Source organism: Acidovorax facilis (assembly GCF_023913775.1).
GTDB classification, from domain to species: domain Bacteria; phylum Pseudomonadota; class Gammaproteobacteria; order Burkholderiales; family Burkholderiaceae_C; genus Acidovorax; species Acidovorax facilis.
Genome location: NZ_JAMXAX010000142.1, coordinates 1 through 14,022, shown reverse-complemented (window position 1 = coordinate 14,022; position 14,022 = coordinate 1). Strand labels below are relative to the sequence as shown.

Genomic DNA, 14,022 nt, shown 5'->3' with positions numbered 1-14,022 from the left:
ACGCCCCAGGATGACTTTGGGCTGGAGCAAGCCTATTGAGGTGTATGCCGAGCATTTGGCTCGCTTGGCCCAACAGCCCGATTCAGTCCATTAACTTGATTGTTGCACTTGGACTTGAAACCGCCCTACCCGATCATGCGCAAGTAGCTATTGATTTGATAGCGTCTTGCGCGAGGCTCGGGGTGCGTGGTGTTCTGCCTGCCCCGCTGCCAGATCGTCCAGGATGGGGCAGTCCGGCCGGTCGTTGCCCTTGCAGCACGACACCAGTGTTTGCAGGCTGCGCTGCATGGCCTGCATCTGGGCGATGCGTTCGCTCAGGTCGTCGATGTGCTGCTGGGCGATGCGCTTGACCTGGCTGCTGGCGCGGCTGCGGTCGTGCCACAGGCCCAGCAGCTCGGCGATTTCTTCCATCGAAAAGCCGAGGTCGCGGCTGCGGCGGATGAAGTGCAGGGCGTGCACGTCGGCCTCGGTGTACTGGCGGTAGCCGCTGTCGGTGCGCGCCACACCGCTGATGAGGCCCAGCGATTCGTAGTGCCGCACCATGCGCGCCGAGATGCCTGCGCGCCGGGCAGCGACGCCGATGGGCACGGGCCAGGTGGTGGCGCGGGGTGCAGCGGCCTTGGCGCGCGCGGTCGGCGCCACATGCGAGGCATGGGGGGAGTGGGGCGTGGTCATGGTGTGGCCCTCGCTGGGTGCATGGTGGCGCGGCGCTCAGGCCGCGACGGAGTAGCCTTCTTCGGCAATGGCGGCGGCCAGGGCTTCGCGCGGTGCGGTGCTGTCCACGTCCACCTTGCCGCTGGCGCGGTCGATGCGCACCTGGGCGTCGGGATCTATCTGCTGCACGGCCTGGGTGACGGCGCGTTCGCAGTGGCCACAGGTCATGCCTTGAACTTGGAAAGTAGTGGTGGTTGTCATGGGGTGTCCTCGGGTTGGTTTTCAAGAGGGCCGTTGAAGCGACCCAAGTGAATGTTGAAGCTTGACATCGTGGCAGAGTCAAACACCGCTCAAGACACTCATGATGTGAGGGTTGATCAATATCAATGCTTGACCTTGCCATCACGTCAAGGATCAGCATCCCCGCCATGAACACCATCACCACCCCCCCCAACACCGCGCCCGGGTCTGTGCACTCGCTGGACCTGGGCATTTCTGGCATGACCTGCGCAAGCTGCGTGGGCCGTGTGGAGCGTGCACTGCGCAAGGTGCCGGGCGTGCAGGAGGCCTCGGTCAACCTGGCCACAGAGTCCGCACGCATTGCCTTTGTCACGCAGGTGGGCGCCGACGCCGCCGCCATGGAGGCGGTGCTGCGCCGCGCGGTGCGCAATGCGGGCTATGAGCCGCGTGCGGCGGGGCAGGAGGATGCTCCGGAGGACTTGTCGCCCTGGGCCGGCTTTTTACCCGTGGGCATTGGCCTGCTGCTGTCTGCGCCGCTGGTGCTGCCCATGATCGGCGACCTGTTCGGCCAGCACTGGATGCTGCCGGCCTGGGTGCAGTTTGTGCTGGCCACGCCGGTGCAGTTCATCCTGGGGGCACGGTTTTACCAGGCGGGCTGGCATGCGGCCAAGGCGCTCAGCGGCAACATGGATTTGCTGGTGGCGCTGGGCACCAGTGCGGGCTGGGGCCTGTCGATGTGGCTGTGGCTGACGGCGCCCACGGACCATCCGGGGCATGTGCCGCACCTGTACTTCGAGGCGTCGGCCGTGGTGGTCACGCTGGTGCTGCTGGGCAAGTGGCTGGAGGCGCGCGCCAAGCGCCAGACCACGGCGGCCATCCGTGCGCTGCATGCGCTGCGGCCGGATGTAGTGCATTTGCTGACCCAGCAGGGCGAGGTGGATGTGCCAGTGTCCGAGGTGCTGGTGGGCGACCAGCTGGTGGTGCGGCCGGGAGAGCGCATCCCCGTGGATGGCACGGTGCACGAGGGCCACACGCAGGTGGACGAATCCATGCTGACGGGCGAGCCCTTGCCGGTGGCGCGCGATGTGGGCGCGGCGCTCACGGGCGGTTCGATTAATGGCGATGGCCGCATCGTGATGGCGGTGACGGCCGTGGGCGCCGAGACGGTGCTGGCCCAGATCATCCGGCTGGTGGAAGACGCGCAGGCGGCCAAGGCGCCGATTCAGCGGCTGGTGGACCAGGTGTCGGCCGTGTTTGTGCCCGTGGTGCTTGTGGTGGCGGTGGTCACGCTGCTGGGCTGGCTGTGGATGGGCGTGGGCCTGGAGGCCGCGCTGATCCACGCCGTGGCCGTGATGGTGATTGCCTGCCCCTGTGCGCTGGGATTGGCCACGCCGGCGGCCATCATGGCGGGCACGGGCGTGGCGGCCAAACACGGCATTTTGATCAAGGATGTGCAGGCGCTGGAGCTGGCGCACAAGGTGGATGTGGTGGCTTTTGACAAGACCGGCACGCTGACCGTGGGCCAGCCTCGGCTAACGGCGTTTGAGGTGGTGCCAGGCTTCGACGATGCGGCCGTGATGGCGGCGGTGGCTGCGGTGCAAAGCGGCAGCGAACACCCGCTGGCGCGTGCCGTGGTGGCGGCTGCGGGCGAGCGGCAGATCAGCGTGGCCACCGCGCAGGACGTACGCGCTGTGCCTGGGCGCGGCACCGAGGGCGAGGTGGACGGCCAGAGCTACCTGGTGGGCAGCCTCCGCTGGATGCAGGAGCTGGGGGTGGACCTGGGTGCGCTCGCGGTGCGGGCACAGCAGCTGCAGAACGAGGGGGCCACCGTATCGGCTGTGGCCCAGCGCGTGACGGAAGGGTTAGCGCTTCGGGCCCTGATGGCTTTTGGTGATGAACCCAAGCCCGGTGCGCGCGAGGCGCTGGCGGCACTGAAGGCGCGTGGCATCCGCACCGTGATGATTTCGGGTGACAACCGCGGCGCGGCCGAGGCCATGGCCCGGCGCCTGGGGCTGGACCCCGACGCGGGCGAGGTGATGGCCGAGGTGCTGCCGGGTGACAAGGCCGCGAAGGTGGTGGCATTGCAACAAGGGCCTGATGGCAAGCGCCATCAAGTGGCGATGGTGGGCGACGGCGTTAACGATGCCCCGGCCCTCGCGGCTGCGGATGTGGGCATGGCCATGGGCAATGGGACCGACGTGGCCATGCACGCGGCGGGCATCACGCTGATGCGGGGCGACCCGATGCTGGTGGCAGCGGCGCTCGATATCTCGCACCGCACGGTGATGAAGATCCGGCAGAACCTGTTCTGGGCGTTTGCATACAACGTGGCGGGCATCCCGCTGGCGGCCCTGGGCTTTCTGAGCCCGGTGGTGGCGGGGGCTGCAATGGCGCTGAGTTCGGTGAGCGTGATGGCGAATGCCCTCTTACTCAAGCGGTGGCGCATGTGATAAATACGTACAACACGGTCATCGATGTCTGGCAAACTGCAACGATTTGTTGCGAGTCCGTGGCCTCGGGGGAGGTGCGACGGGCGCACAGGCATACCAATATATGAAGGACGACAGATCATGAATCTCTTCTCGCTCATGCGGCAGTTCACCATACGTTTGCGCATGCTGGGGGCCATTGGCGTGGTGCTGGGGCTGCTGGGGTTGCTGGGCGGTGCTGGCATGCTGGGCATGTTCCGCATCCACAACATGAGCCAGGACTTCATGGACCACTCGTTTGCCGAGGTGGGTTACATGGCCGAGCTGCGGGGCGAGATGGGGGCCATTCGCCAGTTCGAGAAGGACATGATCATTGGCTACGAAAAGCCCGAGGCGGTGAAAGCGGCGCACGCCAAATGGCTGGAAAGCCAGGACAAGGCCAAGAAGATTGCCAACAAGTTCCTGGAAGGCGAGGAAGACTCTGACAACCCTGTGGTGCGCAACATCGTCAAGCGCCTGGACAGCTACCGCGAGCTGTTCGCGCACGTGGCGCGCCAGCTGGAGGCCAGCGGCTATGACACGGCCACGATTGCCAACCGCATGAGCGGCAAGGCCGTGGCCGAGTTTGCCGAGGCCGACAAGCTGATGGCGGAGCTTGATTCCGTGCTGCGCGCCGAGGTGGCCAAGTCGGTGGAGCAGCAGGGCGAGGTGTCTGACCAGACCAAGTGGCTGTTTGTGCTGGCCGTGCTCATCACCGTGGTGGTGGTGGTGCCCACCACGCTGATGAACATGAACTCCATCTGCCGCCCGTTGGAAGACGCACGCAGGATGGCGCAGGCGATTGCGGGGGGCGACCTCTCGCAGCACATTGTGGCCGAGGGCAAGGATGAAGTGGCCGACCTGCAGCGCGCTCTGCGCGACATGCAGCAGGGCCTGGGCGCGCTGGTGGCGCAGGTGCGCGATGCCAGCGGCAACATCGCCACAGCCAGCCAGGAGATTGCCACGGGCAACCAGGACCTGTCGCAGCGCACCGAGCAGACGGCCAGCAACGCCCAGGAGGCCGTGTCTTCGCTGTCGCAGCTGACCGCCACGGTGCAGCAGACGGCGTCGTCGTCGCAGATGGCGAACCAGTTGGCGGCCTCGGCCTCGCAGATGGCCACGCACGGCGGTGGCGTGGTGCAGCAGGCCGTTGCCAGTATGCACGAGATCTCCACTTCCAGCCGCAAGATCGGCGACATCATCGGCCTGATCGACTCGATTGCGTTCCAGACCAACATCCTCGCGCTGAACGCTGCCGTCGAGGCCGCCCGCGCGGGGGAACAGGGCCGGGGCTTTGCGGTGGTGGCCAGCGAAGTGCGCAGCCTGGCGCAGCGCTCTGCCGCAGCAGCCAGCGACATCAAGGGGTTGATCCAGAACAGCGTGGCGGCCGTGGACGGTGGCGTGCGCCACGTGGAAGAAGCGGGCACGGCCATGAAGGACATCGTGAGCAGTGTGCAGCGCGTGGGCGACATCATTGGCGAGATCACGGCAGCGGCGTCCGAGCAGTCGGCCGGCATCGGCCAGGTGAATGGCTCGGTGGGCGAGATCGACCGCATGACGCAGCAGAACGCGGCGCTGGTGGAAGAGTCTGCCGCCGCCGCTGAATCACTGCGCGAGCAGGCCGCGCGGCTGTCGCAGGTGGTGCAGCAGTTCCATCTGGCCGACTCCATGGGGCATGGCCAGGCTCACCGCAGCGGCGGTGGCAGCAGCAGCGTGGCCGCGCCGTATGCCGAGGCACCGACGCAGGTTTCATCAGGCCCCACGCAGGCTCGGCTGGCGCGCTGATCTGTTGCCCGTGCTGCGCATGCGCAGCCAGTGCATCAAGGCCCTGCAGGCTTGGCGTGCAGGGCTTTTTTATTTGGCTGCTCTCCATGCTGCCGCGGAGAGGGGCAGATCAGGCCGCAGTCCGTTTATTGACCTGGGTCATGGGCGTGGTGTGTGCTGCATGGCACCCTTAGAACCTGTTCAAGATCTTTTCGGGGTCGCACAAGGTCCTTACCGGGATGGGATGCAAGGCGCGGTGCGCCGCTAATAGCCCGTGCTATTGGCAAGCGCCGCAACGCTGCAGACCGCCCGGCAAGGCACTTGCCCGAAGGGTTGGAGTGAAATCGGGCGATTAGAAGCCTCGACTGCTTGCATGTGCATGAGCCCATGCGGCGCATCCGAAGCATCCACTCATCCCGATTGCACTCCAATGCGATCCCCGAAAGATCGTGAACAGGTTCTTAGAGTTCGTCTAGCCTGGGGAGTGCACCATGCCGTCGATCAGCCTGCGGACCATTCGCGAAGAGCATGCGTCGCTTGCGGCGGTGCTCCATTCCTTGCGCCTGATGCTGGACCAGGGCCCGGGCGATGCGCCTGCCGCGTTCTTTGACGTGATGCGGGCCATGCTGTTCTACATCGACGAGTTTCCCGAAAGGCAGCACCACCCCAAAGAGTCGCAGTGGCTTTTCCCCAAAGTGGCCGAGCGCGCGCCCCAGGCCGCTGATGCCATTGCGCAGCTGGAGCGCGACCACGAAGGTGGCGAGGCAGCGGTGCGGGAGCTGCAGCACCTGCTGCTGGGCTGGGAGCTGATGGGTGATGGCCGCCGCGAGGCCTTCGCCGACGCGCTGCAGCGCTATGTGCGCTTTTACCTGGAGCACATGCGCACCGAGGAAACCGTGGTCCTGCCGGCGGCGCAGGAGTGCCTGCAGCCCGGTGATTGGGTGGCCATTGATGCGGCCTTTGCCAGCAACACCAACCCGCTGGCCCCGGGCAAGCCGCGCGATGCGGCGTATGACCGGTTGTTCACCCGGATCGTGATGCGGGCGCCCAGCCCGATAGGGCTTGGAAGCCCCCCCTGAGTCGCCTGCGGCGCCTTCCCCCTCAAGGGGGACGCCGCCAGCGTGGCGGGGCGGCCCTTGCGCGGCGGCCCTGGCTTGGGGCGCGCCGGTATCCACCGTTGTGTGGCGAGACTGCCGCTTGGTGGACAGGGCTGTTCAGCCCGCTGCCAAGGCTGGATAGTCGGTGTACCCCTCAGCACCGCCTCCGTACAGCGTCGCGCGGTTGATTTCGTTCAGCGGGGCGTTGCTCTCCAGGCGCGCCACCAGGTCGGGGTTGGCGATGAAGGGGCGACCAAAGGCCACGATGTCGGCACCGTGGGCCAGGGCGGCATCGGCCAGTTCGCGCGTGTAGGCGTTGTTGACCATCCATGCACCCTTGCCATCCGCTGCGCGGTAGGCGGCCTTGAGGGCGGCGTAGTCGAAGGGGCGGCCTTCCACCTCGCGCGGGCCGCCGGTGGCGCCTTCGATCACGTGGATGTAGGCCAGGCCCAGCGGGCCCAGGTGGCGCACCACGTGGTCGAACAGCGGCTGCGGATCGGCGTCCACGATGTCGTTGGCGGGCGTGACGGGCGACAGGCGGATACCGGTGCGGCCGCCGCCGATTTCCTCGACGATGGCGCGGGTCACTTCCAGCAGCAGGCGCGCGCGGTTGGCGATGCTGCCGCCGTAGTCGTCGGTGCGCTGGTTGGCGCCGGTCTTGAGGAACTGGTCGATCAGGTAGCCGTTGGCCGCGTGGATTTCCACACCGTCAAAACCCGACGCAATGGCGTTGCGCGCGGCGTGGCGGTAGTCCTGCACGATGCCGGGGATCTCTTCGGCGTCGAGTGCGCGGGGCATGGAGGTGGGGGTGAAGGTGGGCACGCCGTCCTTGATGAGTACGGTCTTGGTGTTGGCCTGCACGGCCGAGGGTGCGACGGGTGCGGCGTTGCCCGGCTGCAGGTCGGTGTGCGAGACACGGCCCACATGCCACAGCTGCACCACGATCTTGCCGCCGGCATCGTGCACGGCGCGGGTCACCTTCTTCCAGCCGTCCAGCTGCTCGGTGCCGTACAGGCCGGGCACATCGGCATAGCCCTGGGCTTGCGGGCTGATGGCTGTGGCCTCGGAAATGATGAGACCGGCACTGGCGCGCTGCGCGTAGTAGGTGGCGACCAGGTCGGTCGGGATGGCCTCGGGCGAGCGGTTGCGCGTGAGCGGCGCCATGGCAATGCGGTTGGCCAGCTGGAGGTCGCCCGCGCGGGTGGGTTCAAACAAAGAGGTCATGGTGAGTGGTCCTGAAAAGCTCAGTGCAAAAAAGCAGCCTTACAGCTTAATGCTGCAGCGCAAAACGTGCAGCACACTGGCGTCAACAAGGGCTCCGGTTTTGTGTTAACCCCGTGCTGTCCCGGCGGCGCAAGCGGCGCGGATGCGGTTGCATGAGAATGGACCGCCATGCCTTCGCCACCGCCCTTTGCACCGCTTTCCATCTCTCCGTTGCGCAGCCTGTGGCTCGCCGTGGCCCTGTCGATGGGGGCCGCCATTTCGCTGGGCATCACGCGGTTTGCCTATGCCCTGTTGCTGCCGCCCATGCGTGAAGACCTGGGCTGGTCTTACGCGCTGGCAGGGGGAATGAACACGGGGAATGCGCTGGGCTACTTGCTGGGTGCTCTGGCCACGCCCTCGCTTTTGCGGCGCGCGGCCCCGGGCGCAGTGCTGTTGGTGGGCGCCGCGATGGCCACGGTGTTCATGGGCCTGAGCGGATTTTTCACGCAGGCAGCGCCCTTGCTGGTGCAGCGCCTGCTGGCCGGTGGGGCCAGTGCGCTGGTGTTCATTGCCGGGGGGCTGCTGGCGGCCCGGCTGGGTGCCGAGGTGCCGGGGCGCAGCGGCTTGCTGCTGGGCCTGTACTACGGCGGCACGGGCTGGGGCATCAGCCTGTCGGCGCTGCTGGTGCCTGCGGTGCTCGTAGCGGCCCCAGCACCGCACAACTGGACCTGGGCCTGGTGGGCTTTGGCGCTGGCCTGTGTGGCGGCCACGACGGCATTGCTGTGGCCGGCGCGGGTGTTGAACGGGCTGGCTGCACCTGTGGCCACCGCATCCGGGACCCCACCGGAGGCTGCAGTGCCCGACCGCGTGCGCTGGCGGGCCCTGGCCCCTGCGCTGCTGGGTTACGGCCTGTTTGGCGTGGGCTATATCGGCTACATGACCTTTGTGGTGGCTCTGCTGCGCGAGCAGGGCCGGGGTGCGGGCGAGGTGACGCTGTTCTACGCCTTGCTGGGGCTGGCCGTGGTGCTGTCGTCGCGCATCTGGGCCGGGCTGCTGGACCGCAGCCGGGGCGGGGAGGCACTGGCGCGGCTCAATGCGCTGCTGGGCGTGGCCACCATCCTGCCCGTCGTCACGGGCGCGTGGCCCGTGGTGCTGGCCTCGGGGCTGCTGTTTGGCGGGGTGTTTTTGTCGGTGGTGGCATCGACCACGGCGCTGGTGCGGCACAACCTGCCGCAGGCGCTGTGGGCCAGTGGCATCAGCGCGTTCACCATCGTGTTTGCGGCCGGGCAGATCGTGGGGCCCACGGTGGTGGGCTGGATCGCCGATGGGCCTGGAGGCCTGGCGCGCGGGCTGGTGTTCTCGGCCTGCGCGTTGTGGGTGGGGGCGCTGGTGGCGTGGCGGCAGCGCCCCTTGTAGCCCTGGCCTTACTTCAGCAGGCCTTCGGCCTTCATCGCGGCTTGCACTGCGGGGCGGGCACCCACGCGTTCACGGTAGGCCGCCAGGTTGGCCAGGCCGGAGATATCGAGCTTGGTGGGCTGGGTCCAGTTGGTCACGGTGAACAGGTAGCCGTCGGCCACGGTGAACTGGTCGCCCATCAGGTACTGCTTGCCGGCGAGCTGGCTGTCCACCCACTGCAGGCGTTGCAGCAGGCGCTCGCGCACCATGGGCTTGTATTCCTCGGGGGTGGCGGGGTTGAACAGGGGGCTGAAGCCCTTGTGCAGCTCGGTGCCGATGAAGGTCAGCCACTCTTGCAGGCGGTAGCGCGCCAGGGTGCCGTTGGCGGGGGCCAGTTGCTTGTCGGGCACCTGGTCGGCAATGTATTGCACGATGGCCGGGCCTTCGCGCAGGCGCTCGCCGTTGTCCAGCTCCAGCACGGGCACGTAACCCAGCGCATTGATGGTGTAGTAGTCGGTGCCATCCTGCAGCTTGTGGCTCTTGGTGCTGGCCAGCACGGGGGTGTAGGCCAAGCCGGCCTCTTGCAGGGCGATGTGAGGAGACAGGGAGCAGGCGCCAGGGGAGTAGTAGAGCTTCATGGATAGGTCCTTGAATTCGTGAATGAGTGGCAAACGTTGAAGCCGTCGATGCTATGCGCTTCGCTGTTTTTTTGTCGGCCGACAGTGCGTGGCGGCCTCGGTCATTCCTCTGCGGCCCTCACCCTGGTAAAAATCTGTAACCCGCGTAGCCCACCTCCTGCGTTCCCCACGCGCAGGGCGCTCCTGATTCAATAGCTGCTTGCGCGCTCTCCACGGCCCCTGCGGCCATATTTCTTTCATCCCCCACGGCTCCCACCGGCCCGTCCCATGTAGGGGTCATTCCTAGCTAGGAACACTCCTAGCTAGGAGCCTTCCCAGTTTCGCGCGCTGATGCCTGTAGGCACAGTCGCGCGCCATGCAAGTCGCCCCCTCAGCCTCCACCTACGCGCCAGCCCCTGGCGATCTGGCCAACCCGCCCGCTCCTGGCAGTGCATTCAACAGCTACACAGACCAGCCCCAGGACAACGCTGGCGCCTTCACCGACAGCGGCCCCGGCGGCTATGGCCAGCCCGACTCCCAGTGCCTTCACGCTGACCCCACCCTGGCCAGCACCTCCCTCTTCGCCCCTACCGACCACACCCCCAGCACCACACTGGCCCTGATGGTGCAGGCACAGACCAAGCCTCTGCTGGTCACTCCTGAGAACGCAGCAGGTCTGGGCATCGACCTGGTGAGCACCAAGCCCCTTACGGTCACCCCGGAGAACGCAGCAGGTCTCGGCATCGACCTGGTGCAGACAAAACTCCTGCAGATCACCCCTGATAACCCAGTCACTGGCACTGCCGGCGCCCAGGCAGCAACCCCCAACGCCAGCCCCACCGAGGTCGCCGCCCTGGAACTGCTGCTGGCCGAGCCCGCCAACCAGGAGATGGTGGCCCAGTTCGGCCCGCCCCTGCGCCCGCTGAACACCAACACCGACGTCGGTCAAGGCATCCTCGCGCGCTTTGGCCCCGACCTGGGCGCCCGGCTGACCCAGCTGCAAGAGGCGCACAACGCCGTACGCGACCAATTCCTGCAAGCCCTGGACCACGCCCAGCAAAACCCCGGCCCCGAAGTGGCAGGCAGCGAACTGATCGCACGGCACTCCAGCGGAGGCGATGCCGAGCACATCACCGAGCAGACACTGCACAGCGTCACCCACCCGCCCAGCGCCAATCAGGCCAGCGACCTCCAGGCCATTGAAGCCCAGGCGCTCGCCGCTGGCGGGCAACACCAGAACCTTTGGCGCCTGAGCGACCCCGCCGAATTCGCCAAGGCCTACGCCAGCGGCGACAGCCCCGCGCAAAGAGCCTTTGCCCAACTGCACGGCAAAGAGCCCCTGCAATGGCATGCCGCCGTACAGCACGGCGAAACCGATGCGGGCCCCCAGATCACCCCTGCCTACTACGGCCTGGGCGAGAGCCAGCTGGTACTCGGCGGCCCCACCGTCACGGACAACGGCAACCCCGGGCCCTGGGCTGCCAGCACCTGGCAAGCCACCCAGCTCACCCCCGAACAGAACCGGGATCTGATCAACAACGAATACCTGTGGTTTGACCCCGTCAACGGCTGGAGCACGGACCTGGCCAACAACATCAAGCAAAGCACCAGCTTCCTGGACAAAGCGCTGCCCATGGTGTTTGCAGGCGTCATGACCTTCGCCACCGCGGGGGCCTTTGGCATCACCGCCGCCAGCGCCAGCACCAGCCTGGGCCAAAGCATGGCGCTGGGCGCCATCAGCAGCGCCACCATGCAGCTGACCACCGGGGGCAAGATCGACCTGGGCGACCTGCTGCGCTCGGCACTGACGGCTGGAGTGAGCTTTGGGGTGATGAACGCCACAGGCATGAACGAGCTGCTGCAAGGCGGCGATCTGGCCACGCGCAGCCTGGGCCACCTGGGCAAGGCGGGCCTGCAAGGTGTGCTGCAAGAAGCCACGGGGGGCAAGTTCAAAGACGGCCTGACCAACAGCCTGCTGGCCAGCGTGGCAGGAGAAGTGGGCAAGAGCCTGGAGTTGCAGATCGCCGAGCTCAGCAAGAACGAAGGCCTGAGCGTGCAAGAAGCCAGCATGCTGCGCCTGCTCGGCCGGGCGGCCAGCAGCGCAGAGAAGGTTGCGGGCAGCAACGACCCGGCAGCGGGGTTTGCGAGTGACTTCCTGGGCGAAGTGCTGGGCGAAGAGCTCCGGGGCGCGCAAGGAAAGGGGCAAAGCCAAAGCCAGAACCCAAGCCAGGCAGGGAATGAGGGACAACCAGGAGACAGGCCCTCCAGCGACTGGGTGAGGAACCTGGGGGCCAGTGAGGTGGATGCGCAGGGGCTGGGCCTGCGGCCAGGGCTCGGGGGACTGGGCGTGCGGGTTTCAGACGAAGCCCTGTCTGGCTGGAGTGACGAGATCGATGGCGGCATCGCCCTAAACGGCAGCATGGCCCCCGAAACGCAAGCGATCACTGAAGCAGTGGTCGGAAAGGGCCAGGGGCCGCTGGCAGCACTGGAGGCAGTGGGGCTGGACAAGCAGCAGCAAGTAGCGGCCTACGGTCAGTTGCTGGCCAGCGGTCAGATACAGCTCAACGCGCAGGGCGTGCCCATCGTGCAGCCGGGGCAGGTGCTGCAGTTTGATCTGTCGGATACAGGCGCAGCGCAGCTGGGCGGGCGGGCCATTGCGGTGGAGAGTGCGGGGCGGGCCCAGCGGGAGGCGCTGGCTGCGCAGCAGGCGGCAGAGACCTATACGGGAGCAGGCGGCGGACGGGGGTTTGTGAATCCTGCACTAGCGTCAGAGCATGGCCGCTATCCCTTTGCGGGGCGCTCCACGATTACCGACCCCAATGCTTACATTGACCCGCGCCAACGCACCATGGCACTCGCGGACATGTCGAACATGCCCGCTGAGAAATACAGCGCAGAAGAGTGGAGAGCCGCAGCCCAGGAGTACAAGCAAATCCAGGGCAAAGACTTCTCTCGTGACAGCATCTATAACGGTCTGTGGACCAAGGCGGCGCAACTGGACGCTGAAGCAGGCAAAGGGTTCAGCCGGGATGTGATCAATGACATCACAGGCTTTGCCACGTCAGAAGGGCTGCACGCGCAGGCCGGTGTGGCGATAGGCGGTGCGCTGGGCCGGGGCATTGGTAACAGGCTGGGTGGCAGCGTTGACAATGTGTTGGGTGCTGTGGGCAAGACGCCGAATGGGGCTGTGCCTGCGGCTGGGTCGGGTGTGGGTGGTGTAGAGGCTGCGGGCACAAGGGGGTGTGGCGGCCAATGGGGCAAATAGTGCGCCAAAAGCTGTTGAGCTTACTTTTGACAAAGGTACCCGAACGTGGACAACTCCTGCGGGCATCGATTACGGGCCGGGCTCAGTGCATGGAAACCGTGTTCAGCACGTTCTTGATCATGCCGTACCGAATCCGAACAAAACAACTCACAGTGTTTTTAATGTTGAAAGAAAAGAAGTCCTGGGGCTGATTGATGAGGCGTGGCTTAAGAAAGGCAATCCGCTGCCAAATGATCCAGGCGCGTACGTTGTTCCAATGGGGCGAATTATTGGTACTGGCGGAGAAAATGGCATAAAAATTATTGTTCGTCCTGGCACGAATAAAATTATTACCGCTTATCTAATTCAATAAACAAGGAGTTATAAATGCTATGTCCTAGATGTGCGCAAGGGGAGATAACTAAAGCACAGATAAAAAAAACTGGGCAGGATATATTTGTATGCAAAGAGTGCGAGGCCACATGGTTTTCTTCGACTGATATAGGCGTAGTGCCATTTGTAGATTTTGGTACATACATGGAGACAATTGAGCTATCACCGTTGTGGGATGAGCTAACCGTTCAAAACACATAACCATGGACATCCCATCCAATCAGCTTTTTTGCACAAAGTTGTACAGATGGATTGGTATCCGCACCAGCGAGTCATGGCGCTGGGGACGATGTCGAAAATGCCCGCTGAGAAATGCAGCGCAGCAGAGTGGAGAGCCGCAGCCTTGAAATACAAGCAAATCTAGGGCAAAGATTTCTCTCGCGACAGGATCTACGACAGTCTGCGGACCAAGGCGGCACAACTGGACGCTGAAGCAGGCAAAGGTTGGGGCGGATGTGGGGGTGTTTCGAGCAATGGAGCCAAAGGGGGGAGTGATACAAGCTGTCGACGGCCCACTTCCCAATGCTGGAAAAGCCGTAATTAATCCCAAAAAATTGACGTCTTATGCATTGAATCCTTTGCCTCCTGTAGGTGGCGACAAGGCAAGGGTCTTTGAATCAGTGCTCGGTTACAACCAATCCAATGCAGATCAGCTAATCGGGAAAATTCAGCAAGGCGTATTGACCAATTCCGCTGCGCTGGGCAAAGCGGACCAGTTTGGGCAACGTTTCACAGTAGACATGTCGATCACAGGGCCAAACGGGAATATCGCTGTAGTCAGAACCGGTTGAGTATTTGATCCGGGATCTACCGCGCCTAGGTGTCGCATCCCGTACGATCATATGGTCGCTTGTGAAACAGGTGCGGGTGGGTCTGGTACCACTCTTTCATCGCCTGCATCGGCGTACTGCTCTTGAGCGCTGACTGCGGTAACTGGTGGTTGTACA

11 protein-coding genes and 1 pseudogene are annotated in these 14,022 nt (G+C 65.0%); 7 read left to right on the top strand and 5 right to left on the bottom strand.

What is annotated here, in order from left to right; genetic code table 11:
* Positions 1-147: 147 nt before the first annotated feature.
* Both cueR and NFX52_RS25710 read right to left on the bottom strand, forming a co-directional pair.
* The gene (cueR, locus tag NFX52_RS25715; protein WP_055402112.1) at positions 148-675 is read right to left on the bottom strand and encodes a Cu(I)-responsive transcriptional regulator; all 528 of its coding nucleotides are present in this window, start codon (positions 673-675) and stop codon (positions 148-150) included.
* Positions 676-711: 36 nt separating this feature from the next.
* Positions 712-915: a heavy-metal-associated domain-containing protein gene (locus NFX52_RS25710; protein ID WP_055402114.1), complete on the bottom strand. Its 204-nt coding sequence runs from the start codon at positions 913-915 to the stop codon at positions 712-714.
* A gap of 167 nt (positions 916-1,082) precedes the next feature.
* Between NFX52_RS25710 and NFX52_RS25705 the strand changes: the two genes are divergently transcribed.
* The 3 genes from NFX52_RS25705 to NFX52_RS25695 all read left to right on the top strand — a co-directional run bounded on the left by NFX52_RS25705 (position 1,083) and on the right by NFX52_RS25695 (position 6,205).
* The gene (locus tag NFX52_RS25705) at positions 1,083-3,344 is read left to right on the top strand and encodes a heavy metal translocating P-type ATPase (RefSeq protein WP_055402125.1); all 2,262 of its coding nucleotides are present in this window, start codon (positions 1,083-1,085) and stop codon (positions 3,342-3,344) included.
* A 120-nt stretch (positions 3,345-3,464) separates the two neighbouring features.
* On the top strand, positions 3,465-5,147 hold the full coding sequence (locus NFX52_RS25700) for a methyl-accepting chemotaxis protein (protein WP_055402115.1): 1,683 nt from the start codon (positions 3,465-3,467) through the stop codon (positions 5,145-5,147).
* Positions 5,148-5,617: 470 nt separating this feature from the next.
* Positions 5,618-6,205, top strand: coding sequence for a hemerythrin domain-containing protein (locus NFX52_RS25695; protein WP_055402117.1), 588 nt, complete (start codon positions 5,618-5,620; stop codon positions 6,203-6,205).
* Between the two features lie 135 nt (positions 6,206-6,340).
* On the opposite strand, the gene NFX52_RS25690 is transcribed toward NFX52_RS25695, so the two are convergent.
* Positions 6,341-7,447 (bottom strand): alkene reductase, encoded by a 1,107-nt coding sequence (locus tag NFX52_RS25690; RefSeq protein WP_055402119.1) that lies wholly within the window; start codon positions 7,445-7,447, stop codon positions 6,341-6,343.
* Between the two features lie 168 nt (positions 7,448-7,615).
* On the opposite strand from NFX52_RS25690, the gene NFX52_RS25685 reads away from it, so the two are divergent.
* The gene (locus tag NFX52_RS25685) at positions 7,616-8,842 is read left to right on the top strand and encodes a YbfB/YjiJ family MFS transporter (RefSeq protein ID WP_055402121.1); all 1,227 of its coding nucleotides are present in this window, start codon (positions 7,616-7,618) and stop codon (positions 8,840-8,842) included.
* An 8-nt stretch (positions 8,843-8,850) separates the two neighbouring features.
* Here NFX52_RS25685 and gstA read toward each other — a convergent pair whose 3' ends face one another.
* Positions 8,851-9,459 carry a glutathione transferase GstA gene (gene gstA, locus NFX52_RS25680; protein WP_015011911.1) on the bottom strand — a complete coding sequence of 203 codons (609 nt, stop codon included), beginning with the start codon at positions 9,457-9,459 and terminating at the stop codon, positions 8,851-8,853.
* Between the two features lie 355 nt (positions 9,460-9,814).
* Between gstA and NFX52_RS25675 the strand changes: the two genes are divergently transcribed.
* The 3 genes from NFX52_RS25675 to NFX52_RS25665 all read left to right on the top strand — a co-directional run bounded on the left by NFX52_RS25675 (position 9,815) and on the right by NFX52_RS25665 (position 13,866).
* Positions 9,815-12,703, top strand: coding sequence for a hypothetical protein (locus tag NFX52_RS25675; protein ID WP_252635875.1), 2,889 nt, complete (start codon positions 9,815-9,817; stop codon positions 12,701-12,703).
* A complete protein-coding gene (locus NFX52_RS25670) occupies positions 12,681-13,055 on the top strand; it encodes a hypothetical protein (protein WP_252635874.1) in 375 nt (124 codons plus the stop codon). The genes NFX52_RS25675 and NFX52_RS25670 overlap by 23 nt, the downstream gene beginning before the upstream one ends.
* A 511-nt stretch (positions 13,056-13,566) precedes the next feature.
* On the top strand, positions 13,567-13,866 hold the full coding sequence (locus NFX52_RS25665; RefSeq protein ID WP_156358872.1) for a DUF6883 domain-containing protein: 300 nt from the start codon (positions 13,567-13,569) through the stop codon (positions 13,864-13,866).
* Between the two features lie 25 nt (positions 13,867-13,891).
* On the opposite strand, the pseudogene NFX52_RS25660 reads toward NFX52_RS25665, so the two are convergent.
* A pseudogene (locus tag NFX52_RS25660) lies at positions 13,892-14,022 on the bottom strand (IS481 family transposase); the annotation flags it as partial.

Coding starts and splice junctions, on each gene's coding strand:
- gstA (WP_015011911.1), bottom strand. CDS start 9,459: ATGAAGCTCTACTACTCCCCTGGCGCCTGCTCCCTGTCTCCTCACATC.
- NFX52_RS25705 (WP_055402125.1), top strand. CDS start 1,083: ATGAACACCATCACCACCCCCCCCAACACCGCGCCCGGGTCTGTGCAC.
- NFX52_RS25675 (WP_252635875.1), top strand. CDS start 9,815: ATGCAAGTCGCCCCCTCAGCCTCCACCTACGCGCCAGCCCCTGGCGAT.
- NFX52_RS25685 (WP_055402121.1), top strand. CDS start 7,616: ATGCCTTCGCCACCGCCCTTTGCACCGCTTTCCATCTCTCCGTTGCGC.
- cueR (WP_055402112.1), bottom strand. CDS start 675: ATGACCACGCCCCACTCCCCCCATGCCTCGCATGTGGCGCCGACCGCG.
- NFX52_RS25710 (WP_055402114.1), bottom strand. CDS start 915: ATGACAACCACCACTACTTTCCAAGTTCAAGGCATGACCTGTGGCCAC.
- NFX52_RS25695 (WP_055402117.1), top strand. CDS start 5,618: ATGCCGTCGATCAGCCTGCGGACCATTCGCGAAGAGCATGCGTCGCTT.
- NFX52_RS25690 (WP_055402119.1), bottom strand. CDS start 7,447: ATGACCTCTTTGTTTGAACCCACCCGCGCGGGCGACCTCCAGCTGGCC.
- NFX52_RS25700 (WP_055402115.1), top strand. CDS start 3,465: ATGAATCTCTTCTCGCTCATGCGGCAGTTCACCATACGTTTGCGCATG.